This window comes from bacterium (genome assembly GCA_035945995.1).
Taxonomy (GTDB): Bacteria; Sysuimicrobiota; Sysuimicrobiia; order Sysuimicrobiales; family Segetimicrobiaceae; genus DASSJF01.
Genome location: DASYZR010000156.1, coordinates 1 through 24,754, shown reverse-complemented (window position 1 = coordinate 24,754; position 24,754 = coordinate 1). Strand labels below are relative to the sequence as shown.

Here is a 24,754-nt window from a genome sequence, read left to right as displayed (position 1 = left end):
CGACGGGCGCCTCACGCAAGCTCGCTCCTGTAGGTTTCCTTTACCGCCAGCAGGTAGGTCAGAAAGGAGATAATGCCGGCCGCGATCAGGTAGTAGGTAAACGACAGGTTGTTCTTGGTCGTGGTCACAAGATACGTGGCGATGAAGGGCGCCGTGCCGCCGAACGCGGCGACGGTGAGGTTGTAGGGGACCGAGATCGACGTGTAGCGGACGCGGGTCGGGAACATCTCCACGTACGCGGCGACGCACGCACCCGAGAACAGCGCCTGGATGAACACGCCGACAATCTGCGCGATGAGGATCGCGCCGAAGCTCCGCGATCCCATCAACAGGAAGATCGGGATCGGCAGAATGATCGCCGCCGCGCCGTGCGCGAGCAGAATCGGCCGCCGGCCGATGCGATCGGAGAGGATGCCGAGGAGCGGTACCATGATCAAGAAGGCGATCAGCCCGATCGTGTTGATGGTGGACGCCGTGCGCAGCGGCAGCTTCAGCACAGTGGCGACGTAGGTGGGGAAGTAGACGAGGAACACGTAGTAGGCGACCGTCCCGCTCACCGTGAATCCGATGACGATCAGCAGGCGCTTCCAGTGTTTTCCGAACGCCTCCGCGAGCGGCGCCGCCGCGATCTCACCCGTCTTTTGGAGCGCGCGGAACATCGGCGTCTCCTCGATGGCCAGCCGTAGGTAGAGCCCGATCGCCGCCATCACGAGGCCTGACAGGAACGGAATCCGCCATCCCCATCCGGCAAGGGCCGCGGGCGACATCACGGACGTGAGCAGCGTCGCGATCGCGGACCCCAGCAGAAAGCCGCCTCCCACGCTGACCTGCTGCCAGCTCCCGATGTATCCGCGGCGCTGACGCGGTGCGTACTCCACGAGAAACGCGGCCGCCCCGGCCCACTCGCCGCCGGCGGAAAAGCCCTGGAACAGGCGGAGTACCACGAGCAGGACGGGGGCCAGAATGCCGATTTGGGCGTACGTGGGGAGGACCCCGACGAGAAACGTCGCGACTCCCATGAGGATGATCGTTGCGGCGAGGGCGTTGCGGCGGCCGATCTTGTCGCCGAAGTGGCCGAAGACGAACCCGCCCACAGGGCGCATGAAAAAGCCGACGCCAAATACGGCGAAACTGAGCAGCAGCGACCGGTGGGGCACCGTTGAAGGAAAGAAGTTGTTACCGAGGAATGAGGCGAAGTACGCGTAGACGGCAAAATCGTACCACTCGATGATGGTTCCTACCGCACCGGCGGCGATCGGGACTGTCGCTTCCGCTTCCGAGGGCGTATGTTGGGCTCCGGGGATGATGACACGCTGTGCCATCGCTTATCCTCCCTCCAACCCTGAAGGAGCCTCGAGCGTGGCGACGCTTCACCACTTTCCGTGCGAATTCCTGGGCACCGGGCCGGCCGTGACGAGCGGTGGCGGCTCGACCGGGTGCGGCGGTTTCCAAGACGCATCCACAAGGGAGGGAGTCATGAGTACGCAGACGCCTGCCCTGGAACCGTGGCAGTGGTCCGAAGATCAGTGGCGCCGGATCGTCAACAAGGTCCGCGCCGGCCGGAAGTTCAAACCGGCGGCGTGGAAGGACAACGCGCGCTGCGCGGTCGCCCTGTCGTTCGACTCGGACCACGAGACGAACGAGCTGCGCGACGGGGGCAAGTCCATCGGCCGGTTGTCCTGGGGTCAGTACGGCAACCGCGTCTGCGTGCCGCGGATCCTCAAGATCTTGGAGAAGTACGGCGTCAAGGCCACCTTCTACGTGCCGGCCGTCGTCGCCCTCACCTATCCGGACGAGCAGCGCCGGGTCGCGGCGGAGGGGCACGAAATCGGCATCCACGGGTGGATTCACGAGCTGAACTCGGTCTTGCCGTACGAAGCCGAACGCGACCTCATGCGGCGGTCCGCCGACGCGCTCGAGAAGGTCACCGGGAAGCGCCCGGTGGGCCTGCGCACGCCGTCGTGGGATTTCAGTCCCAACACGCTGGCGATCGAAATGGAGATGGGACTCGCCTACGACTCGTCGCTCATGGCGGACGAGGACTGCTACGAGCTGCTGCTGGACGGGAAGCCCACCGGGATCGTTGAGCTCCCCGTGGAATGGGTGCGCGACGACGCCGTGTACTTCATGATGCACCGCTTCCAATCGCTGCGGCCCTACACGCCGCCCCCGGACGTCTTCGACATCTTCCGGCGCGAGTTCGACGGCGCCTACGAGGAGGGCGGCGTTTTTCAGCTGACCATGCACCCGCACTTCAGCGGCTACCGCTCGCGCATCTGGATCCTCGAGGAGATCATCCGCCACGCGCGCGCCAAGGGGAACGTCTGGTTCGCCTCCCACGCCGAGGTTGCGGCCTGGGCGAAGGAGCATGCCGCCTGACCGGCTGGGGCGGGTCGCGTCGGGGTTGGCGGCGTTCAACGGCGGGATCACCGCCCGCCTCGAGCGGTTTTCGGGGAGGGCACAAAGCCATTTTCGGGGCCGCCGCGGTGGACCCGCGACAGAGAACCGTGCTGTCCATCTTTGCCTGGAGGAGTACAGGCGTCAGAATGCAAATTTCCGCTCAGTGTTCCGGGCATCTCTGACGAGCACGCCGATTCGTGTGCGCGCCTTCGTGTTCACGGAGTGACGCCTCGATCCAGTATCGCGGTGGCGCGAAGGAGGCCTTGGGAATGGCGCACGAGATCGACACGGACCTCCTGATCATCGGGGGTGGCGGTGCAGGGGCCAAGGCTGCGATCGAAGCCCAGAGCCGCGGGCTGAAAGTTGTGATGCTTGTTAAAGGCTATCTGGGCCGCAGCGGCTGCTCCATCTTCGCCGGCAATCTGAACTGGTTCGGACCTCCCAAAGACCCCGATGCGCCCGCGCAGCCCGACGAGGAACGGCAGCGACGCACGATGACCTTCCTCGCCAAATATACTCATTACCTCGGCGATCAAGAGTATATGAAGGACGCGGCCCGGTTCACATTCGATCACTTCTACCCGTGGCTGGAAGCCCGCGGCCTCTACCTGCTCCGTCATGATGATGGATCTATCGTGGTGGATCTCCCCCGGGGGACGCAGGCCTGGGCGACCAAAATGGGGATGTCCGGCCAGATCATCATGGATATGATGCGCAAGGAGATCCTCCGCTGCGGCATTACCGTACTGCAGGAGGTCGCTGCGACATCGCTGTTGACCGCCGGCAGCGAAGTCGTTGGGGCGACCGCCCTCGACTACCGAAACGGAGAACAGGTCGTGGTGCGGGCCAAGGCGACCATCCTGGCCACCGGGCACTCGAACTATCTCTCCCTGCGGTCCACCGGAACGCGGGAAGGAACGGCCGCCGGATGGATCATGGCGTTCCGCGCCGGATGCACGCTTCAGAATCTCGAGATGCAGTGGTTCCATGCTTCCGACCTGGCCCGCCCGCGTTCGTGGATGCGGCTCCACCTGTATCCCAACCCTACGCCCGGAACGGCGCAGCAGACTCGCCTGCACAACCGCGATGGCGAGTTCTTCTTTGACGGTCGGTTTCTGCCCGACAATCCCGTTCCATACATCATGCAGCTCAAGTATCTGGCGAAACAGGTGCAACAAGGCAAGGCGGCGTTTGGCGGCGATTATTTCACCAGCTACCGGCACTTCGAGCCCGAAGTCCTGTCCCGATACATCTACCAGACCCAGTTTCTCGAGAAACTGGGCCTGGATCCGACGCGCGACCTCATCGAGAACGCCATCTCCTGGCATATGAACGTCGGCGGCGTCCGCGTCAACGGCCGGACGATGGAATCGGAGCTACCCGGTCTGTTTGTCGCGGGATCGGTCAGCGCTCTTGTCACCGGTGGGCTGCCAAACGTCATGTACGACGGGTTCATAGCGGCGCAGCGCGCCGCGGACTATATCAACGGTCGCCCCCTTCCGCGTCTCGATCAGGATCGCCTGGATCGGGATTTCCGGCGCGTACGGAGCTATTTCCGAACGGAGCCCGGCGATGGACTCTTGCCGGCGCAGGTGATCAAGCGGGTGCGCTCCGTGATGTGGGCTCACATGAACTACGTAAAACGCGAATCGACCATGCAGGAAGGCCTTGAGAAGCTCGGCCGCATTCGCGCCGACGTGCTTCCGCGCATGCGGCTGCAGTCCCTCACGCGCCGCTTCAACTACGACTGGATGGAGGCGGTCGACGCGGAAGATATGTTGGACGCCTGCGAGTTGTTGATCCGCTTCTCGCTGTATCGAAAGGAGAGCCGCGGCGCGTTCTACCGCGCGGATTATCCGCACACAGACAATGCGCAGTGGCTCCGGCACGTCGTGGGCCGCCGGCTGAACGGGGACCTGATTCTCGAGGACCTGCCGGTGGATCTCCCGTATGCGCGCCCCGCCGAAGGCAAGGCCGACTTCTTCGAGGTGGACTATTGATGGACACGGTTAAGGCGAACGTCTACCGGTATGCGCCCGACGTGGATTCGGCGCCGCGCTATGAAACGTATGTGGTGCCGCATGAAAAAGATATGCGCGTGCTCGACGTCCTCGAGGCGATTCGAGAGGACCTGGGCCAAGCGATCGGCTACCGCTGGCTCTGCGGTGTTAAGAAGTGCGGCCTCTGCGCCATGATCGTGAACGGCAGGCCGTGCCTGGCCTGTTGGGAACCGGCGGAACCCGAGATGACCATCGAACCGCTTGGAGGCTTCCGAATCATCCGGGATCTTGTCGTCGATCGGGACGAATACGAGCAGGAGATTCTCCGGCTCGAGCCGTTTCTTCACCGGCCGGCGGATCGCCCCTACGCCGGCTTCCCCGAAGCCCTCACAGGCGTCGAGATGCGGCGCGCCGCGACCATGATGAACTGCATCGAATGCCTGTTGTGCGTTGCGGTCTGTCCCACCGTCAGCGAACGCTTCGCCGGCCCCGCGGCCCTGGTGCAGCTCGCCCGGTGGGCGTTCGATCCTCGTGACGGCGCCGAGCGCGGCGCGCACGCGATTTACGGCGGGATCGGCCACTGCGCCGACTGCGGCGACTGTACCGCGGCGTGTCCGGCAGGCATTCCCATCAAGGAAGTGGCGATCGCAGGCCTCCGGGAAATTTGCGCGAGAGAGGGTTACACGGGCTACGGCCCTGCGCCCGAATACAAGTGCGGACGCAACAGCGTACGATCGTTCGGCGATCAGACTGAGAGCTCGATCGATACTCCATCGGATTAGACCCTGCCGGCGCGGACGGTAAGCCGTTGTGCCGGCAGGTGGGGGTAACGGGCGTCGCGAATCCGGCCCCAATCCTGGTCCACATCACCTGCGAGGGGGAGAACCGCCGGGTCATATCCAATGGATGCAGGCGAAGGTGCGTCGACCAATCGCCGCGACGTAGTGCAGGAGGGGTTCGGCGCGCCTTCCGCGGCTATGTCCCGGAGCCATGGGCTCGATCACTGGGGTCCCGTTCTTTCCCTGGTCCCAGGTCTGATTTTCCTCGTGCTGTTTCTCGTGGCTCCCCTCGTGCTCTCCTTGTCTTACAGTCTCAGACCCACCAGATTGCTCCCCGCGGGCACACCGTCTCCAAGCATGGCCAACTATCTGTACCTCGCCGCGCACGGAGTCTACGTCGATGCCTTCGTTCGAACGCTGCGGCTGTCGTGCTACGTGACGTTCGGCACATTGATTCTAGCGTACCCCACGGCGCTGGTGCTCCGTCGCCTTCACTCCCGGTTCGGCAGCACGCTGATCCTGGGATTGAGTTTCCCAATTCTCGCCGGCCCGCTCGTCATCGTGATGGGCTGGATGTTGCTCCTGCCCCAGCATGGTCCCATCAACCACCTGCTCATGAGTCTGGGTCTGGTGGGGCGACCGATCGAGTTCATCGGCACGGAAACGGGCGTGATCATGGCGCTCGTGCAGTTCACTCTGGCGTTCGCGGTGTTGAACATCTTCAACTCGCTCTTACGGATCGATCGGTCGCTCATCGAGGCAGCCGGCAGCCTCGGGGCCAACCCGCTCCGAGCCTTCCGGCACGTGACGTGGCCGCTGAGTCTCCCGGGGGTATTCTCCGCGTCCATTCTTGCGTTCGCGCTGGCCGCCGGGGCGTTCATGGCCCCGTACTACCTCGGCGGCGATACGCTCCTTGTCGCGACAACGCTGGTGACGCAGTTCATGCTCACGTCGTTCAACTGGGAGCTGGCCTCCGCGGCGGCCATCGTTCTGGTGATACTCTCCATGGGCCTCATGTTCGGCTACAGTACGGTCATCGCGCGAGTGATCGAGCGGCGGTTCGGCGGCCACGCGAGGGACGCGAGCTGAGGCGGCCCTTTCCCCGATGAGGAGCAACACGCTCGCGGGGGGACTCCTGGAGATTCTGTCCTACCTGTTTGTCGCGTTGGTATACCTCTACGTTCTTGCGCCGGCGCTCGTCGTCGTCGTCGGGTCGTTCAACTCGGCCCCGAGCTTCCCCAGTGCGTTCGAGTCCTTCACACTGCGCTGGTACCGCGAGCTCCTGCAGCATCGAGAATTCATGGACTCCATGCGGATCAGCGTGGTCATCGCCGCGGCGGCCGCGGCCATCGCCACCTTGCTGGGCGTCCCGGCTGCGTTCGCGTTCGTGCGCGGGCGATTCCGTCACCGGGACACGCTGGCCGCCTTCTTTATGGTGCCCCTCGTCATCCCTCAGATCGTGTTGGGCCTTGCCATGCTGCAGCTCCTCAGCCTGTTGCGGATTCCGATCACCACCGTGGGCTTGGTGCTTGTCCATGCCGTCTTCATTATGCCGTTCGTGCTCCGTGCGATGGTAACCAGTCTGACGCACTTCGACCGCACGCTGGAAGAGGCGGCGATGAGCCTGGGTGCATCCCGTCTTCGCACACTCTGGCACGTGACGCTTCCACTGACCCGCGCCGGGCTGACGGCCGGGTTTGTCCTGGCCTTTGTCATGTCGTTTGTCAACGTTCCGCTCTCCCTGTTCCTGGCGTCTCCGATGAGCACGCCGCTGCCGGTCCGGGTCTTCGCGTACATGGAGTCCCGCATCGATCCTCTCATCGCCGCGGTGGGGGCGTCGCTCGTGCTGCTGGTCTTTATCGTCACGTTCGTGCTCGAGAAAGTTCTGCATCTCCGGTTGCTGGTGTGATGACCGCGTCGGCGCCGGCGAATGCGCGACCGCCTGCCAGTGCCGTCGTGCGGTAAGGCGAGTCCATAACCGCTAGGGGAGGTGGGTATCGTGAAACGAGTGCGCTCGTCACCCGAGGTCGCGCGTGGCCGGGGACCCCGGCAGACACGGCGTCGGTTCCTGGCCCAGGCCGGGGTGGCTGCGCTCGGCGCGGCGGCGGCCCGGCCGGCGTGGCTCGGCGGGACGATCACGCGGGCGCAGGCCCAGGGACGCAGGCAGATCGTGGTGTCCACGTGGGGCGGCGTCACCGAGGATGGGCTCAGGAAGTTTGTGGCGCCGACCTTTGAGCGCAAGTACAATGCCACGGTGGCCTATGATCTCGGCGGCGCCGCCGCGCGCTACAACAAGCTGCTGGCACAGGCGGCCAACCCGCAGATCAACATCATGCTGAACGTCGAGGACGTCCTTGTCGACGGGATCGAGCGCGGGCTGCTCGCCAAGTACGCCCCGAGCAGCGTGCCCAACGTGAAGGATCTCTACGATTGGGCGACGCCGAAATCGATCGAAGGATATGGGGCGGCCTACTCCGTGCTCGCGTATGGACTGCTCACGGCGACGGGCAAGATCGGGAAGCCGGTCACCAGCTGGCGCGACCTCTGGCGGCCGGAGTTCCGGGGCAAGCTGGCCATCGCCGCCCCCTCCCACTCGCAAATGCCGATGCTGCTGATCGCCGCCGCCGAGCTGAATGGAGGCAGCCAGGCGAACATCGAACCGGGGCTCGCCGCACTGGGGCAGCTCCGGCCGATCAAGCAGTCGTTCTTCTGGACCGACTACGCCGCGCTCGTACGGTCCGGCGACGTCATCATCGCCACGGAATTTGACTACTACGGTCTGATCATGCGACAGCAAGGATACGGAGTGTCCTGGATCATGCCGCAGGAGAAGGGCTTCGGCTCGCTGGAGTGCGCGGCGATCGTGAAGGGTGCCCCGAACCAGGAGCTGGCCGAAGCGTACCTCAACCTCATGTTCGATCCCGACGTGCAGAGGAACATCGCGACGCAGACCTTCCAGGGGCCGTCCAACAAGCGGGTGAAAGTCGGTCTCCCGCTGTCCGAGCAGATTCTGTACGGCCCACGGCTCCGGCACGTGCGGTGGTTCGATGCCAAGTTTATCAATGATAATAAAGGGCGCTGGATCGAACGGATCAATACGGAGGTTGTTCCGAAGTGGCGGCTGTAGGCGGTCGCAATGCCGGAGGCAGGCGGCTGAGGCCGCGGGCCGGCGTCATCCGCTGACGCATGCGGGGTCTTGTGATCGAGAACGGCGCCGTCCTGACCTGCGACGGCGAGGATCGCTACCTTGCCCCCGGGCGGATCGTCGTGCGGGGCGGGCGGATCGCACAGGTCCTGGATGGCGCCGACGATCGTCTGGGGGCGCGCGGCATCGTCTCGCCTCCCGGCGAGGACGAAGAGTGTGATCGGGTCGATGCCGGCGGTTGTACCGTCATTCCCGGGCTGGTCAACTGCCACACGCACCTCTGGCTCAGCCTGTTCCGGGGCGAGCTCGACGACCTCACGCTCTTTCCATGGCTTCGCCGCCTCGGGCCGCTGTCCGGGGAACTCAACGACGCGGCGATCCTGCGGGCCACTTACTTCGGCATGGCCGAGTCGCTGCTGTCGGGCACAACCTGCCTCTGCGAGTGCTGCCGGTACGCGCCGGACCTCAGCGCGCACGTCGCGGCGGCAATCGGCTGCCGGCTCGTGGTCGGGGGGATGCCGCCCAGCGAGCTGTTCGGCATCCCGCTGCCCCACGACTATGGACGCCTCGTGGCCCGGACGCATCGCGCGGCCGGGACCCACGACGGAAGTCGGAACCTGGTGTCCGTCTGGGCCGGAGCGCACTCCGTCTACAACTGCTCCGCTGATTTCCTGCGGGAGGCCAAACGCACCGCGACCGCGCACGGGTACGATTTCTACATTCACCTGGCCGAATGCCGCGACGAGGTCGACGCGATCAGGGGACGGCACGGGCGGACGCCGGTGCGGTACGCGGCCGACCTGGGGTTGCTCGATCCGCGCACGGTGGCCGTGCACTGCGTGTGGCTGTCGGACGACGACATCCGCCTGTTCCGGCAAACCGGAGCCCGGATGGCGCACTGCCCGGTGAGTAATGCCAAACTCGGGAGCGGTGTCGCGCCGGTGACGAAGTACCGCGCCGCCGGCATCACCGTCGGGCTGGGCACCGACAGCATGGTCAGCAATAACACGCTGTCGCTGTTCCAGGAGATGCGTTTCAGCGTTCTGATCCAGCGGGCCGTCCTCCTGGACGCGGCCGCGCTCACCGCCGCCGACGCCTTGAGGTTGGCGACGATAGAGGCCGCCCGGACGCTGGGGCTGGAGCGGGAGATCGGTTCGATTGAGCACGGCAAGTGGGCAGATCTCGTCCTTGTGCGGTCGAGCCGCCCCGGTCCCATCACCAAGGAGACGGCGCTGTCCGACGTCGTGTACTCGGCTCAGCGGGACGAGATCGAGGCCGTCTACGTCGGAGGCGAGCGCGTCGTGTCCCGCGGGCGCCTCACGCGAATCGATGAGGCCTCGCTGAAGGAACGGATTCGAGGAGCGCGGCCGCGTGAGTGACGTCAGGCTGCGCGAGGTGAGCAAGAGCTTCGGCGAGGTGCGGGCCGTCGATCACGTCTCGCTGGACGTGCAGGCCGGGGAGTTCGTCTCACTCCTGGGACCCTCGGGCTGCGGCAAAACCACAACGCTCCGGCTCATTGCGGGCTTCGAGCGCGTCACAAGCGGGGATATCTTCATCGGTGGCGGCGATGTGACAACCATGCCCGCCTACCAACGCAACATCGGCATGGTGTTCCAGCACTATGCGCTGTTCCCCCACATGACCGTTCGCGAGAACGTCGCTTTCGGACTGCGAATGCGGCGGGTGCCCGCCGCGGAAGCGGCTCGGCGCGTCTCGGATGTCCTCGACCTCCTCCACCTCTCGGGCCTGGGGAATCGCTACCACCACCAGCTCTCCGGCGGTCAGCAGCAGCGCGTGGCGCTTGCGCGGGCGCTGGTCATCAAACCGCAGATTCTCCTGCTCGACGAACCGCTGTCCAACCTCGACGCCAAGCTGCGCGAAGAGATGCGCGTGGAGCTCAGACAGGTCCAGCGGCAGGTCGGCATAACGACCGTCTTCGTCACCCACGATCAGGAAGAGGCCCTGGTCATGTCGGACCGGATCGCGGTGATGAATCACGGAAGGATCATCCAGTACGGCACGCCGGCCGACATCTACCAGCGGCCGGCCCACAGTTTCGTTGCCGGTTTCATCGGGCAATCCAACCTGCTATGGGGGGAGGTTCAGAGTCAGGAGAACGGTCTCGCCAGAGTCCGCGTCGACTCGGGCCTCGAGGTCGTCGCCCGGTCCGATCAACCCGTGCCGCCCGGGCGCCGCGTGTTGGTGATGATACGGCAGTCTCGCGTGAAGGTCGGTCGCGAGACGCCGCAGACGGCATTGAACAGCTTCGCCGCACGGCTCGAGTTCGTCACGTATCTCGGTGAGGCCGTCCAGTACCTGTGCCGCGTGGGAGAGCTGCGCCTCGTCGCCACGGCGGCGATCGACGCGGACGCCCCGTCGTTCCAGCCGGGAGCGCCCGTCACGGTGTCCTGGCGGCCGGACGACTGCCTCGTGTTGAGAGAATAGATGGAGGTACAGGCGCCGCGGACGCTGGACGAGGCGCTCGAGATGAAGGCGGCGCGCCCCGAATCGGTGCCCATCGCCGGCGGCACAGATCTCATGATCGACCTGAACTTCCACCGGCGCCGGCCCCCGGTCCTCATGGACGTGTCGCGGCTCCCGGAACTGTGCGCATGGCGGCGCGACGATGACACGATGGTGCTCGGCGCCGGTATCATCTATAGCCGCGTCATCGCCGAACTGCGCGAGTTCGTCCCGCTGGTGCAGGCGGCCAGGTCGATCGGCTCTCCTCAAATCCGGAACCGCGGCACCGTGGGAGGCAATGTGGGGACTGCGTCTCCGGCCGGGGACGTCCTTCCCGTGCTGGCTGCCTACGGGGCCGAGGTGCTCGTCGCATCGGGCCGGCGCGGCGTTCGAGCCGTGTCGTGGTCCGAGTTCTTCCGGGGTCCCAAGAAGACGTGCCTGGCGCCGGACGAACTGATCACCGGGGTACGCTGGCGCCGGTCCGTCGGGCCCGGCTCATTTTCGAAGGTGGGACCTCGGAACGCGATGGTCATCGCCGTGGCGAGTGTGTGCCTTGTCCTCGACGAGGCACGCCGGGGCGTGCGGGTCGCGCTCGGTTCAGTCGGGCCGACGGTCTTGCGTGCGCCGGCCGCGGAGGCGGAGATCACGCGCGCCATGGCACGTCTCGGCCTGTGGGACGATCCTCGGGCCCCGCTTGCGGCGCACGACTCGGAGGCCTTTGGAGAGCGTGTCGCGGAAGCGGCGCGTCCGATCGACGACGTTCGCGGGACCCGCACATACCGCCGGCACGCATGCCGCGTCCTCGCGCGCCGGGCGCTCGCGTGGGTGCTGGAGGATCGGCGAGTCCCGGCCGGCGGGATCACCTGATGCTCGTCCGCGTCACCGTCAACGGCGAGCAGCGCACCGCCGATGTGTGGCCCGGTGCCAGTCTTCTGTCCATGCTGCGGGAACATCTCGGCCTCCCCGGATCCAAGAACGCATGCGAGCAGGGGGAATGCGGGTCGTGCTCGGTGTGGCTCGACGGCGCACTCGTGTGCTCCTGCCTGGTGCTCGCGGCGCAGGTCGAAGGCCGTGACGTGCGGACGGTTGAATCACTCACGCCCGAAGGAGGCAGCCTGCATCCGGTGCAGGAGGCGTTTGCCGCCGCCGGAGCGGTGCAGTGCGGATTCTGTACGCCGGGGTTCATCGTTGCGGTCGTCGACCTTTTGCGTCGCGATCCTTCGCCGAGCGACGCCGCCATCCGGGAAGCGCTCTCTGGAAATCTCTGCCGGTGTACCGGGTACCAGAAGATCCTGGACGCCGTGAGACTCGCGGCCGGGCGAGTGCCGGCCCGCCCCCTGGAGTCGCCGGACTAATGCGAATGCGTGGGGGTCGCGGGCCTTCAAAGGCTGCCGCCGATGACCGCACGGCCCTCGAGGAAGTCAGCGCCGGGAGTCCGGGCCGGAAGATCCTGATCGACACGTGCCAAGTCGTCGTGACCATGGACGATGCCGGAACCGAGATCCCGTCCGGCTCGATCCTCGTCGACGGCGGAGGGATCTCGTGGGTGGGTGCGGGCAACCCGCCGGACGTGGACAACGTCATCCGGGTGGACGGACGCGGTACGGTGGCCGTCCCGGGGTTCGTCAACACACACCATCATTTCTACCAGGCCCTCACCCGGGTGCGCGCGCAGGGCCAGGGGCTGTTCGGGTGGCTCCGGACCCTGTATCCGGTATGGGCGGCTCTCGACGAGGAGTGGGCACGGACGGCGGCGCGCGTCGCGCTCGCCGAGCTGGCGCTGTCGGGTTGCTCCACCACCTGCGACCATCCATATCTGTTCCCGAAGGGAAGCCTGGCCGTTCTCGCCGCCGAAGTGGACGCGGCCCGGGAGGTCGGTCTTCGGTTCCATCTGTGTCGGGGATCGATGGATCGCGGCGTTTCCCACGGAGGACTGCCCCCGGATTCGATCGTCGAGGACGCCGACGTGATCCTGGCCGAAACTGAGACCGCGGTGCGTCGGTTCCACGATCGGGCTCCCGGAGCCCGGTGCCGGCTCGCGATCGCTCCGTGTTCGCCGTTTTCCGTCAGCCATGCTCTCATGAAGGAATCCGCGGCGCTCGCCCGGCGGCTTGGGGTGCGGTTGCACACGCACATCGCTGAGACGGTCGACGAGGAAGCATACTGCGTGGAGACGTACGGATGCCGTCCACTCGAACTGCTGGACAGCCTCGGTTGCCTGGGGCGGGACGTATGGCTGGCGCACTGCGTGCACGTGAACGATGAGGACATCCGCCGCATCGCCGGGACGGGGACCGGCGTCGCATGGTGTCCGACCTCCAACCTCCGGCTCGGTTCGGGGATTGCGCCCGCACGGAACTTGGCGGATGCTGGGGCTCCGGTGGGGCTCGCGGTGGACGGCTCGGCTTCCAACGACTCAGGCCACATGCTCGCAGAGGCGCGAATGGGCATGCTCGTCTCCCGCACCGGTCTCGGCTCTTCGTTGAGCGCCAGGGACGTCCTCCGGATCGCGACCCGCGGAGGCGCCGCCGTCCTGGGACGGGACGACATCGGCTCCATAGAGCCGGGAAAGCGCGCGGATATCGCCCTCGTGAGCGTCGACGGCGTGTGGTTTGCCGGTGCGGAAGCCGACCCTGTGGCCGCGGTCCTGTACTGCGCGCCGCGATGCGTGCGGGACCTGTTTGTCGAGGGGAACGCCGTGGTCAAAAACGGCTGCCTCGTGACGGCCGACCAAGATGAGATCGCCGCGACTGCCCGCCGCGCGAGCCGTCGGATCATGGCGCAAAATCCATGAGCACGAGCCTGCGGTATGAGCCGGGGCGTTCTTGGGGCGGATCGGCGTGAGTCTTCGCACGGTCTCCCGGCCTCGCCACGGCGTCGGCGAAAGCGTGCCGCGACCTGACGCCGTCCCAAAGACGAAGGGCAGGTTTCTATTCGCAAGCGATCTCTGGGCGGAGGGCATGCTCTGGGGCCACACCGTGCGCAGTCCGCATCCCCACGCGCGGATTCGCTCCATCGAGATCACAGGCGCCCTGACCCACCCAGGCGTCCACGCGGTGCTTCTCGCGTGCGACGTCCCCGGTAAGAAGACTTATGGGCTCGAGGTGGCCGATCAGCCGGTGCTCGCACAGGACCGCGTCCGGTACCAGGGCGAACCCGTGGCGATTCTCGCGGCGAGCGATCCCGAAACGGCCCGGCGGGCCGCCGAGAGGATCGTGGCAGAGTACGAGGTGCTTCCCGCCGTAACGGACATGGAAGACGCGCTGCGCCCGGGCGCGCCCCACGTGCACGAGTTCGGCAACGTGCTTCGGCATCTTGCGATCGTGCACGGTCATCGAGAATTCAAGGCCGACGTCTGGGTCGACGGCTACTACGAGGTCGGCATGCAGGACCAGGCTCCGCTCGGCCCGGAAGCCGGCCTCGCGGTCCCCGCCGCGGACGGCGGCATCGACCTGTATGTTGCGACCCAGTGGCTGCATGTCGACCGGCAGCAGATCGCCCCGTGTGTGAACCTGCCGGTCGAAAAAGTCCGGCTGCACCTCGCCGGAGTCGGCGGGGCGTTCGGCGCCCGCGAGGACATCAGCATGCAGATTCACGCGGCCCTGCTGGCGCTGCGAACCGGGAAACCGGTCAAGATGGTCTACAGCCGGGAAGAGTCATTTTACGGCCACGTCCACCGGCATCCGTCGCGCATCTGGCTGCGGCACGGGGCCGCGCGTGATGGCCGCCTGCTCAGCGTTCGCGCCCGGATCCTGGTCGACGGTGGTGCCTATACCTCTTCCTCGCCCGCGGTGATCGCCAACGCCTCGACCTTCGCGGTCGGTCCCTATGAGATGCCGCACGCGCGCATCGAAGGCACCGCGGTCTACACCAACAACCCGCCGTGCGGCGCGATGCGGGGTTTTGGAGCCGTGCAGGCGTGTTTCGCCTACGAGGCACAGATGGACCGGCTTGCGCGGGCCTTGGGCCGGGATCCGGTGGACCTGCGGCTCCAAAACGCGCTGGCGACGGGATCGGTCCTCCCCACCGGCCAGATCGTGCGCGGCAGTGCGCCCGTCCGTGACGTGATCCGGCGCTGTGCCGCCCTCCCGCTCCCCGCTGAGGGTCCGTCTGCCGGCCGCGGAGACCCGCTCGCCTACCCGGGCGGGGCCGGCAACGTCTCGCGGGGCGAACGGCTCCGGCGGGGGGTGGGATTCGCCGTCGGGTACAAGAACCTGGCGTACAGCGAGGGGTTCGATGACTCGTCCGAGGCGAGCCTCCGGCTGCGGCGCGGCCCCGCCGGGCCGATCGCGGAAGTGCGCAGCGCCGCCGCCGAAGTCGGCCAGGGCGTCCACACGGTGCTTGGCCAGATCGTTCGGACCGAACTCGGCATTGACGCGGTGGTGATCCTCCCGCCGGATACGCTCGCCGGCTCCGCCGGATCGAGCTCTGCATCGCGGCAGACAATGATGTCAGGCGGGGCGGTGCAGGCGGCCTGCGCCGCCGTCCGCGAGACGTTGTTTGCGCGCGTTCGCCGGGCGCGAACCGGCGCGACCTCATCCGCCGCCTTTCGCCTGGAGGACGGATACGTCTGGGCCGGGGACGTCACGTGCGGACGCATCGAAGAATTCCTGGACGAGCCGATTGACGAGACCCGTGTCTACCACCACCGGAGAACGGGATCGTTTGACAGCCGGGGCCGCGGGGACGTGCACGTGGCCTTCGCCTTCGCGGCCCAGCGGGCCGTCGTCGACGTGGACGAGGACCTCGGGCTCGTCCGGATCGTCCAGATCGCGACGGCGCAGGACGTGGGCCGGGCGCTCCACCCGCAGCATGTTCATGGACAGATCGAAGGCGGCATCGCGCAGGGGGTCGGCCTCGCCCTGATGGAGGAGCTCCAGATCCAAGACGGCCGCATCCGGAACGCGTCGTTTACGGACTACCTGATCCCCACGATTCTCGATATGCCGCCGGTGGTGTCCACTTTCGTCGAGGAGCCGGAGCCCGACGTCCCCTACGGCGCCAAGGGCGTGGGAGAGCCCTCCACGGTCGTGGCGCCCGCCGCGATCGCAGCCGCGCTGCGGAACGCCACCGGACGGGGATTGAACCGCATCCCCGTCCGGCCCGATGACCTCACCGGACTCGCCGCACCTGTCTCGTCCGCGGGGCCGCCTCCGTCGCCCGACGTACCGGGTTCAGACGCGGTCGCGAAATACTACGGGCTCGCGGCGGGACAGGGAGAGCTCATGCGTCCGTCCTCGGTGGAGCCGGGAGACGCGGGAAGCGCGTGACCGGAATCGCCGTTGTATGGCTCGATATCGCGGCGCGCTGGATCCACGTCATCGCCGCGATCATGTGGATCGGGGACTCGCTGCTCTTCATGTGGATCGACAGCCACCTGCGCCCGGATCCGGAGTCCCGGGCGGACGTGGCGGGCGTCACCTGGCTGCTCCACGCGGGCGGTTACTACCATCTGGAACAGCGCAGGCTGCTTCCCGGGCGTCTGCCGCCGTACCTGCGCTGGTTCTGGCTGGAGGCCACCACGACCTGGATCAGCGGATTCCTGCTCCTGATCCTGGTCTACTATCTGAACGCGGACGCGCTCATGATCGACCGCGGCGTCTCACACCTCACCGCGGCGCAATCGATTGCCGTCGGCCTGGCGATGCTTCCGGCCGGGTGGTTTCTCTACGACGCGCTCTGGCGAACGCCGCTGGCGCGCGCCCCGCTGCCGGCGTGGTCCGTATCCTTCGCGCTCTTGGCCGGCACCGTCTACGCGGTGACCCACCTGTTGAGCCCCCGCGCCGCCTTCCTCCATGTCGGGGCCGTGCTGGGCACCATCATGGTGGTGAACGTCTGGGTGCATGTGCTGCCGCCGCAGCGCCGGATGCTGCAGGCGGCGCGCAGCGGGCGCGATGTCGACTACTCGCTTGGCCGCCACGCCAAGATCCGATCGACACACAACACGTATCTGACGTTCCCCGTCATCTTCCTGATGCTGAGCCAGCACTTCCCGTCGGTCCTTGCCGCGCGCCCGCTCTGGGTTGTCCTCGTGTTGTTCGTCGTGCTGGGCGCGGGGGCGCGGCACGTCATGCTGGCCGGCATCCCGGCGGCGCGCTGGAGCGGGGTCGCCGCGGCGGCGGCGGCCGTTGTGCTCGGGTTGCTCATTGTGGCCCGCATTCCGCCATCGCCGCGGGGGCCGTCGGGCACGCTGGGCGAGGCAGCGTCCGCGCCGTCCTTCGCGGCGGTCCGGGGCATCATCGCACAGCGCTGCGCCGCCTGCCATTCCGAAACGCCGGTGATGCCGGGAATCGCGGCCGCGCCAAACGGGGTGAAGTTCGATACGCCCGCGGAGATCGAGGCCAGGGCGGCATTGATCAAGCTCCGCGCCGTGGATCTCGGCTCCATGCCGCCCGGCAACGTGACGCACATCACCGACGCGGAGCGGGACATTTTGAAACGCTGGGTGGAGGCCGGGGCGCCCCTCAAATAAACGATGCCGCGCCCGCCTGGAGGACTGCAGGAACGGTGCGACGTAGAGCCCTCCCGGTGAGCCACGTCCCGCGACTGTTGAGCGTCAACGAGCTGGCGAGGCTCTTCGAGGGGAAGACGCGCTTCGTGGAGCGTCTCGCTCGATGCGCCGATCCGCTCGGCGACGCGGACGCGCTGCTCAGAGAAGTTCCGGAGGACGAGCTTATCGAAGCGCTGAATGCCCATCCCCGGATCGGGGCCCGCGCGCCGTCGACGATGTCCGCGACGGAGCAGGGCGGGGAGGAAGACCCGCGCCTCCTCGAAGAGCTCCGTCGTTTGAATGACCTGTACGAGGCCAGGTTCGGCTTCCGGTTCGTCGTCTTCGTCAACCGCCGGACGCGCAGCGAGATCGTGCCCGTCATGCGGGCGCGCCTGGCCCGTTCCCGGCCGGACGAACTGCGGACGGCCGTTCGGGAACTTGTGGCCATCGCGCAAGATCGCCACCGCGACGCAGGCACCCGGTGACGCCGGTGATCTCCACCCACGTGCTCGACACCGGGCGCGGGGAGCCGGCGGCCGGGGTGCGTGTGGAGCTGTATCGCGACGGCGTCCTGCTGTCGGCCCAGGACACGGATCGCGACGGCCGCATCGCCGATCTCGTGCGCGGCCCGATCGAAGCGGCAACCTACCGGCTCGTGTTCCACGTGCCGTTCTCGTTCGCCTCGCGCCTCGAGCTGCAGTTTGTCGTCGCCGACACCACCCGCCACTACCATATCCCGCTCTTGGTCTCGCCGTACGCGTGCACGGCCTACCGCGGAAGCTAGGGGCACTGATGCCGTCGATCGACGAGGATAATCGGGAGGCGATCGAGCGCCTCCACGCGGCCGACCCGACGCTGGAGGATGTCCGCCCGGCCGGTGAGGTCGTCCCGGGGCTGACTCCGCCCACCGTGCTGCATGCCGGGCCGCCTGTGGCGTGGGATGAGATGTGCGCGCCGTTGCGCGCGGCGCTGCTTGGCGGGATTCGTCTCGAGGGCTGGGCGCGCAGCGACGAAGAGGGGAGTCGCCTCATCGCGGGCGGCGAGATACGGGTCGGGCAGGCGCATGATCACAACGCGGTGGGTCCCATGACCGGGGTCCTGACACCCGGCATGCCGGTCTTTGTGGTCCGCAACCGCGCGTTCGGCAACGCCGCATATTGCACTCTCAACGAAGGGATCGGCCGGGCGCTCCGATTTGGCGCGGCGGACGATACGGTGCTCGAACGCCTGCGGTGGTTTGCGACTGTGCTTGGACCTGCGCTCGGCATGGCCGTCCGCCGCGCCGGCGGGATCGAGCTGCGGGGGCTCGTCGGCCGCGCGCTCATGATGGGCGATGAGCTGCACCAGCGAAACGTCGCCGCCACGTCGCTGTTCCTGCGGGCGCTCGCGGCGCCCCTGGCGGAGAGCGGGCTGCCCTCTGCCGTCCTGGCGCGGATCCTCGAGTTCGTCGCCGCCAATGACCAATTCTTCTTGAACCTGGCCATGGCCGCGGCCAAAGCCGCCGTTGACCCCCTCCGGAGCATTTCTCGCTGCACGGTCGTGACCGCGATGGCCCGGAACGGGACCACCTTCGGGATCCGCGTCAGTGCGACGGGCGATCGCTGGTTCACGGCGCCGGCGCCGGTCGCGCGCGGGCTCTTGTTCCCCGGGTTCACCGCGGCAGACTGCAATCCCGATATCGGGGACAGCGCGATTCTCGAGACGGTGGGGTGGGGAGGGTTTGCGATGGCCGCCGCACCGGCCGTGGTGCAGTTTACCGGCGGTCGTTCGGTGCAGGAGGCCGTCACGGTGACCCGCGAGATGGGCGAAATCTGTATCGGCCGGAGCCCGCACTATCGCATTTCGGCGCTCGACTTCGAGGGGGTCCCGACCGGAATCGACGTGCGCCGGGTCGTCGCGACCGGGATCGTCCCGGTCATCACTACGGGGATCGCCCACCGGCGCGCGGGCATCGGGCAGGTCGGCGCGGGCGTGGTTCGTGCGCCGCTGGTCTGCTTCGTTGATGCGGTGCGTGCCTTGGCCCGGCTGTCCGGGTTCCGGCGCGGCGCGGCCGAGGACGGTCCGCAGCCGTGAACCCGGACGTGCGCCGGTACCAAGCGCTGGGCCCCTCGCCGCGCCGGCTGTTCGGCACCGGTCCCATGAACCCGGATCCGCGCGTGCTGCGCGCGCTCGGCCTGCCTCTCCTCGGTCAGTTCGATCCGGAGTTTACCGCGATCATGAATGAGGTCGGCGATCTCTGCCGGTTTGTCTTCCGGACGTCGAACGGGCAGGCGTTTCCGATCTCGGGCACCTCACGGGCCGGGCTCGAGGCGGGATTGTGCAGCGTGCTTGAGCCGCACGATCGCGTCGTTGTCGGGGTCGCCGGCCGGTTCGGCGAGTTGCTCGCGGAGATCTCGACCCGGTGCGGCGCCGACGTCACGCCGGTACTGGCCGAGTGGGGCCGGGTCCTTGATCCTGACGCCCTTCGAAAAGCGGTCGCCGAAGTCCGTCCGAAGGTTGTCGCCCTGGTCCACGGGGACACGTCGACGGGTGTGCTGCAGCCGCTCGAAAACCTCGCCGGGGCCGCGCACGCTCACGGCGCGGCCGTGTTGGTGGACGCGGTGCTCACGCTCGGCGGCGTTCCGGTGGAAACCGATCGGTGGGGATTGGACATCTGCGTGGCCGGCACGCAAAAATGCCTCGGGTGCCCCTCCGGGATGGCCCCGATCACCTATACATCGGACGTGGAACGTCTCATCGCGGGCCGGCACATGCCGGTGCAGAGCAACTACCTCGACCTCGGACAGATTCAGGCATACTGGGGGCCGGAGCGGCTCAATCACCACACGCTCCCCACAAGCATGACGTACGGTCTGCGGGAAGCCCTTCGGTTGATTTACGAGGAAGGGCTCGAGACGCGCTGGGCGCGGCACCATCGGGCCGGGGCGGCGCTTCACGCCGGGATTGAGGCGATGGGCCTTCGGCTCTTCGGCGATCCGGCGCATCGCCTGCCGATGCTGGCGATCGTCGAGGTGCCGGCCGGCGTCTCGGAGCCGGGTGTCCGCGAGATGCTGCTCCGTCGACATAACATGGAGATCATGGCGGCGTTCGGCGCCCTGCGCGGCCGGGCGTGGCGGATCGGGTTCATGGGGTACAACGCGGAGGTGCAGAACGTCCTTCAGTTCCTCGAGGCGTTCGAGGACGTACTCATCGCGTCGGGTGCGCGCGTACCAAGGGGTGACGCGATCGACGCCGCGAATGCGCGCGCGGGATCTGGCCGGTGAAGGCGGACCTCGCGATCGTCGGCGGCCGTGTCGCCACAGACGCCGGCGTGTTTTGCGGGACCGTCCTGATCTCAGGCGGCATCATTGCGGCACTCGTGGGCCCGGATCGGCGGCCGGCGGCAGAGGACGTGCTCGACGCCACGGGGAGGATCGTGCTGCCCGGCGGCGTCGACCCGCACGTACATTTCAATGAACCTGGGCGGACGCACTGGGAAGGGTTTGAGACGGGGAGCGCGGCGGCCGCCGCCGGCGGCATCACGACCGTGATCGAGATGCCGCTCAACGCCAATCCGCCGACGACAGACGCGCGGGCGTTCGGCCTCAAAGTCGAGGCGATCCGCTCCAAGGCGTTCGTCGACTACGCCTTGTGGGGCGGCCTGGTGGCCGACAACGTGGACCGCATGGAAGGGCTGGAGCGATCGGGTGCTCTGGCCTACAAGGCCTTCATGATCGACACCGGCACCGAGTTTACGCGCGCGGACGACGGCGTCCTGTGGGAAGGCATGGAAAAGATCGCCGCCTGGGGCAGCCTGCTCGGCGTGCACGCGGAGAACCACGACCTTGCGATGCGCCTGCAATCACGCTTCGAGCAGGCGGGCCGCCGCGACATGCGCGCGTGGTGCGAAGCGCGCCCGCCCCAGGTCGAGCTGGAGGCGATCCGCCGAGTGTTGGGGCTGGCTCGGGCGACCGCATGCCGGCTGCATATCGTGCACCTGAGCACGCCGGAAGGAGGATCGTTGATCGCGGCGGCCCGGCACGCCGGGCAGCCGGTGAGCGTCGAGACGTGCCCCCACTATTTGCTGCTCGACGAGGCGGCGTTTGCTGAGCTTGGGCCGGTGGCCAAATGCGCGCCCCCGCTGCGCGCACGCGCGGCGGTCGAAGGGCTGTGGCGTCAGGTGCTCGACGGCACGATTGACTGCCTGTCGTCTGATCACGCTCCGTGTCCGCCGGAGGACAAGGCGCGGGGCGCCGACGACGTGTGGCGGGCGTGGGGAGGCATCAGCGGGGTGCAGACGCTGCTTCCACTCACGGTCTCCGAAGGGGTGCACCGCCGCGGGATGCCGCTCGAGCGCCTCGTGGCGCTCACATCGGCCAATGCCGCGAGAACCTTCGGCCTCTATCCCCGCAAGGGTTCGCTCCTGCCCGGCGCCGACGCCGACATCGTGATTGTTGACCCTGATCGCGAGTGGACGATCACGGCGGACCGGCTGCGGTACCGTCACCGCCTGAGTCCGTTTCTCGGTTGGCGCGTCAAAGGATGGGTCGAGCGCGTGTTGGTCCGGGGCCGCACCATCGTACGGGACGGGGAGGTTGTGGGCGAGCCTGGTCACGGCCGGCTCATCCGCCGCAGCGCGGAGCCGCGCGTACCGTGAGCGACTTCCTGCGCGGTCTGCCGAAGGTCGAACTGCACCTGCACATCGAGGGCACTCTGGAGCCCGAGTTGATGTTCCGGCTGGCACGGCGCAACGGCGTCGCACTGCCTTGGGGCTCTGTGGACGAGGCGCGTCGCGCGTACGTGTTCGAAAACCTGGCCTCGTTCCTGGCTCTCTACTACGCCGGGTGCAGCGTGCTCGTGCGCGAAGAGGACTTCTACGACCTGACGTTCGCCTACCTGACACGGGCCGTTGCGCAAAACGTCCGTCATGCCGAGATCTTTTTCGATCCACAGACGCATACCGCGCGCGGTGTGCCGTTCGCGCGGGTCGTCGCCGGGATCTACCGCGCGCTCGAAGACGGCCGCCGGACGCTCGGCATATCCACCAAACTCATCATGTGTTTCCTGCGGCACCTGAGCCCCGAGGCCGCCATGGGTACCCTGGAGCAGGCGATGCGCTTCAAAGACCGGATCGTGGCCGTGGGCCTTGATTCGGCCGAAGCGGGGAACCCGCCCGAGAAGTTTCGGGCCGTGTTCGACCGGGCGCGGTCGGAGGGGTTCCTGACTGTCGCCCACGCGGGCGAGGAAGGACCGCCGGAATATATCCGGCAGACACTGGACCTGCTGCAGGTGTCGCGCATCGATCACGGCGTCCGCTGCATCGATGATCCGCGCCTGGTGCGGCGGCTGGCCGAAGAGCAGGTGCCCCTCACGGTGTGTCCACTCTCCAATGTGAAGCTCCGCGTCTTTCCCTCGATCGTCGAGCACAACCTCAAGCGGCTGCTCGATCACGGCCTCTGTGCGACCGTGAACTCGGATGATCCGGCATACTTCGGCGGGTACATCGAGGAGAACTTTCGCGCGGCGCGAGAGGCGCTCGGGCTCACGCGGAACGATGTGGCACACTTGAGTCGCAACGGCGTGCGGGCATCGTTCTTGAGCCCCGGCGAGAAGGACCGCCTGTCGGCCGAGCTGGACGCGTACCTTCGTCTCGCAGGCGTCTGACTCCCGTTCCCGCACCCGCGAAGCCCCGAGTTCGGTGTGCGGCGGGCGCGGACCTCAGGTGGACCGGAGGAACCGCTCTTACGCCCCGCTCACCGCCTCGTGCGTTCTGAGATAGTTGTCATCGTCGCGTTGGACAGTGGCAGCATGGCGTTTTCGCGAACCGCGTTCGCAAAATATCTTCCATCGGCGCACCTGGGCCGGATCCCCCTGGACGATCGCCGTCCCGCGGCCGAGCCGGCGGATCGCGTCCGCCGTTTCGCGCGCCGCGTCCGCCGGGTGGGCATAGTGGACCGCGACGCGCGCGCCCTGCCGCGCCAGTTCCACGGCGATCCCTTGCCCGATGCCCATTCCCGCGCCTGTGACGAGCGCGAGGCGTCCGTCAAGTGCGCTCATCCGTGCTCCCTCCAGTCCCGGCGAAGTGCCGTGCCCGGCGAGGGGCGCGTCAGCCCTTGACCGCCCCCAGCGTCAGCCCCCTCACGACGTGCCGCTGGAGCGCGAACGTCAGCACCAGCGTCGGAATCATCACGAGCGCCGCCGCGGCGCTCATCTGATTGTACAGGGGCCCGACGTCCGTGTTGAACCCCGCGATGACGACCGGCAGCGTCTTGGAGCGCGCGCCGGAGAGGATGAGGGCGAAGAGAAACTCGTTCCACGACAGGAGAAACGCGAAGATGCCGGCAACCGCGAGGCCGGGCGCGGCGAGCGGCAGCGCGATGTCGCGGAACACGCGGAAGCGGGAGCACCCGTCGACCAACCCCGCCTCCTCGACATCCCGCGGGACCTCGTCGAAGAAGCCGATCAGCAGCCACACCGTGAAGGGCAGGGCGAAGGACACGTAGGCGAGGATCAGCCCGGTGTACGTATCCAGGAGCCCGAGGCGCAGCATCATCAGGAAGTAGGGCACGACGAGCGCGATGCGCGGGACCATGCGCGTCATCAGGATGAGGAACCGCACGATCCGGGCGCCGCGAAACGCGAACCGCGAGAAGCCGTAGGCTGCGGGACAGCCCAGCAACATCGCCCCCGCCGTTGTGCCGGCGGCGACGAGCAGGCTGTTCACGAAGTAGTGCGCGAACGGCACCTGGAACAGCACCTGCCGGTAGGCGTCGAAGACGGGGGTGAAGATCCACCGCGGCGGCCGCGTGTAGAGGACCAGTTCCGTCTTGACCGAGGCGGAGAGCATCCACGCCAGCGGAATGATCGTCCACGCGAGGACGAACAGCGCGACGGCGCCGGATGCGGCGGCGCGGCCCCGTCTCACGCCGCGCGCTCCTGCGTGAGCAGGCGCAGCAGCGCGAGCGACATCACGGCGACCAGCACGAGCGTGAGCGTGGACAGCCCGCTCGCGAGGCCCATCCGTCCGAACCCGAAGATCCGGTAGTTGAGCATCTGGAGCGTCTCCGTCGCGTTGCCGGGCCCGCCCGCGGTCAGCACGTAGAAGATGTCGAACTCGCGGAACGCGTCCATCGCGCGGATCAGCACCGCGACAGCCATGATGTACCGGAGCAGCGGCAGCGTCACGCGCCAGAAGATCTGCCACGCACCGGCGCCGTCGACCATCGCCGCTTCGAACAATTCGTGCGGCTGGCTCATGATCCCGGCGTGCAGGACCAGGAACATGAACGGGATCGTGCGCCACGCGTCGAGCAGGACGAGGGCGACGAGCGCGAGCCGCGGATCGCTCAGCCAGGCTGGGCCCCCGAGGCCGATCCGGCCCAGGTAGTAGTTCACGATGCCGAGGTCCGGGTGGAACATTAGGCGCCACATCGCCGCGGACACCACCGGCGTGATGAACAACGGCAGAAGAATCACCGGGCGCGTCCATTCCAGGATC

At 67.3% G+C, this 24,754-nt stretch carries 22 protein-coding genes and 1 pseudogene; 19 read left to right on the top strand and 4 right to left on the bottom strand.

The genetic code is table 11. The features are described from left to right. Positions 1 to 11: 11 nt before the first annotated feature. Complete coding sequence (locus tag VGZ23_18470) at positions 12 to 1,322, bottom strand: MFS transporter (GenBank protein ID HEV2359579.1); 1,311 nt, start codon at positions 1,320 to 1,322, stop codon at positions 12 to 14. Positions 1,323 to 1,476: 154 nt separating this feature from the next. Between VGZ23_18470 and VGZ23_18465 the strand changes: the two genes are divergently transcribed. The 19 genes from VGZ23_18465 to VGZ23_18375 all read left to right on the top strand — a co-directional run bounded on the left by VGZ23_18465 (position 1,477) and on the right by VGZ23_18375 (position 22,920). Continuing rightward, positions 1,477 to 2,379 carry a polysaccharide deacetylase gene (locus VGZ23_18465; GenBank protein HEV2359578.1) on the top strand — a complete coding sequence of 301 codons (903 nt, stop codon included), beginning with the start codon at positions 1,477 to 1,479 and terminating at the stop codon, positions 2,377 to 2,379. A gap of 290 nt (positions 2,380 to 2,669) precedes the next feature. Beyond that, a complete protein-coding gene (locus VGZ23_18460) occupies positions 2,670 to 4,400 on the top strand; it encodes an FAD-binding protein (protein HEV2359577.1) in 1,731 nt (576 codons plus the stop codon). After that, entirely contained in the window at positions 4,400 to 5,182 is a 783-nt protein-coding gene (locus VGZ23_18455) for a 2Fe-2S iron-sulfur cluster-binding protein (protein ID HEV2359576.1), read from the top strand. The genes VGZ23_18460 and VGZ23_18455 overlap by 1 nt, the downstream gene beginning before the upstream one ends. Before the next feature lie 354 nt (positions 5,183 to 5,536). Then, a complete protein-coding gene (locus tag VGZ23_18450) occupies positions 5,537 to 6,268 on the top strand; it encodes an ABC transporter permease (GenBank protein HEV2359575.1) in 732 nt (243 codons plus the stop codon). Between the two features lie 16 nt (positions 6,269 to 6,284). Continuing rightward, positions 6,285 to 7,088, top strand: coding sequence for an ABC transporter permease (locus VGZ23_18445; GenBank protein HEV2359574.1), 804 nt, complete (start codon positions 6,285 to 6,287; stop codon positions 7,086 to 7,088). Between the two features lie 90 nt (positions 7,089 to 7,178). Further along, positions 7,179 to 8,306: an ABC transporter substrate-binding protein gene (locus VGZ23_18440; protein HEV2359573.1), complete on the top strand. Its 1,128-nt coding sequence runs from the start codon at positions 7,179 to 7,181 to the stop codon at positions 8,304 to 8,306. A gap of 71 nt (positions 8,307 to 8,377) precedes the next feature. Then, positions 8,378 to 9,703 carry an amidohydrolase family protein gene (locus VGZ23_18435; GenBank protein HEV2359572.1) on the top strand — a complete coding sequence of 442 codons (1,326 nt, stop codon included), beginning with the start codon at positions 8,378 to 8,380 and terminating at the stop codon, positions 9,701 to 9,703. Then, entirely contained in the window at positions 9,696 to 10,769 is a 1,074-nt protein-coding gene (locus tag VGZ23_18430) for an ABC transporter ATP-binding protein (GenBank protein ID HEV2359571.1), read from the top strand. Before VGZ23_18435 ends, VGZ23_18430 begins: the two co-directional genes overlap by 8 nt. Beyond that, positions 10,770 to 11,654, top strand: coding sequence for an FAD binding domain-containing protein (locus VGZ23_18425; GenBank protein ID HEV2359570.1), 885 nt, complete (start codon positions 10,770 to 10,772; stop codon positions 11,652 to 11,654). After that, a complete protein-coding gene (locus VGZ23_18420) occupies positions 11,654 to 12,142 on the top strand; it encodes a (2Fe-2S)-binding protein (protein HEV2359569.1) in 489 nt (162 codons plus the stop codon). The genes VGZ23_18425 and VGZ23_18420 overlap by 1 nt, the downstream gene beginning before the upstream one ends. Before the next feature lie 5 nt (positions 12,143 to 12,147). Next, positions 12,148 to 13,581 (top strand): 8-oxoguanine deaminase, encoded by a 1,434-nt coding sequence (locus tag VGZ23_18415; GenBank protein HEV2359568.1) that lies wholly within the window; start codon positions 12,148 to 12,150, stop codon positions 13,579 to 13,581. Positions 13,582 to 13,627: 46 nt separating this feature from the next. Then, on the top strand, positions 13,628 to 16,057 hold the full coding sequence (gene pucD / locus VGZ23_18410; GenBank protein HEV2359567.1) for a xanthine dehydrogenase subunit D: 2,430 nt from the start codon (positions 13,628 to 13,630) through the stop codon (positions 16,055 to 16,057). Next, complete coding sequence (locus VGZ23_18405; protein ID HEV2359566.1) at positions 16,054 to 17,259, top strand: urate hydroxylase PuuD; 1,206 nt, start codon at positions 16,054 to 16,056, stop codon at positions 17,257 to 17,259. Before pucD ends, VGZ23_18405 begins: the two co-directional genes overlap by 4 nt. Positions 17,260 to 17,294: 35 nt before the next feature. Next, complete coding sequence (locus VGZ23_18400) at positions 17,295 to 17,762, top strand: 2-oxo-4-hydroxy-4-carboxy-5-ureidoimidazoline decarboxylase (protein ID HEV2359565.1); 468 nt, start codon at positions 17,295 to 17,297, stop codon at positions 17,760 to 17,762. Continuing rightward, a complete protein-coding gene (locus VGZ23_18395) occupies positions 17,759 to 18,061 on the top strand; it encodes a hydroxyisourate hydrolase (protein HEV2359564.1) in 303 nt (100 codons plus the stop codon). Before VGZ23_18400 ends, VGZ23_18395 begins: the two co-directional genes overlap by 4 nt. Positions 18,062 to 18,069: 8 nt before the next feature. Beyond that, complete coding sequence (locus VGZ23_18390; protein HEV2359563.1) at positions 18,070 to 19,350, top strand: DUF1116 domain-containing protein; 1,281 nt, start codon at positions 18,070 to 18,072, stop codon at positions 19,348 to 19,350. Continuing rightward, a complete protein-coding gene (locus VGZ23_18385) occupies positions 19,347 to 20,540 on the top strand; it encodes an alanine--glyoxylate aminotransferase family protein (protein HEV2359562.1) in 1,194 nt (397 codons plus the stop codon). The genes VGZ23_18390 and VGZ23_18385 overlap by 4 nt, the downstream gene beginning before the upstream one ends. Next, positions 20,537 to 21,913 (top strand): allantoinase AllB, encoded by a 1,377-nt coding sequence (allB, locus tag VGZ23_18380; GenBank protein HEV2359561.1) that lies wholly within the window; start codon positions 20,537 to 20,539, stop codon positions 21,911 to 21,913. Before VGZ23_18385 ends, allB begins: the two co-directional genes overlap by 4 nt. Next, positions 21,910 to 22,920 (top strand): adenosine deaminase, encoded by a 1,011-nt coding sequence (locus VGZ23_18375; GenBank protein ID HEV2359560.1) that lies wholly within the window; start codon positions 21,910 to 21,912, stop codon positions 22,918 to 22,920. Before allB ends, VGZ23_18375 begins: the two co-directional genes overlap by 4 nt. A gap of 189 nt (positions 22,921 to 23,109) precedes the next feature. Here VGZ23_18375 and VGZ23_18370 read toward each other — a convergent pair. The 3 genes and pseudogenes from VGZ23_18370 to VGZ23_18360 all read right to left on the bottom strand — a co-directional run. Next, a pseudogene (locus VGZ23_18370) lies at positions 23,110 to 23,313 on the bottom strand (SDR family NAD(P)-dependent oxidoreductase). 49 nt (positions 23,314 to 23,362) lie between these two features. Continuing rightward, positions 23,363 to 24,181 carry a carbohydrate ABC transporter permease gene (locus VGZ23_18365; GenBank protein ID HEV2359559.1) on the bottom strand — a complete coding sequence of 273 codons (819 nt, stop codon included), beginning with the start codon at positions 24,179 to 24,181 and terminating at the stop codon, positions 23,363 to 23,365. Further along, positions 24,178 to 24,754: sugar ABC transporter permease (locus VGZ23_18360; protein HEV2359558.1), on the bottom strand; the 577-nt coding region annotated here is incomplete at its 5' end. The genes VGZ23_18365 and VGZ23_18360, both read right to left, overlap by 4 nt.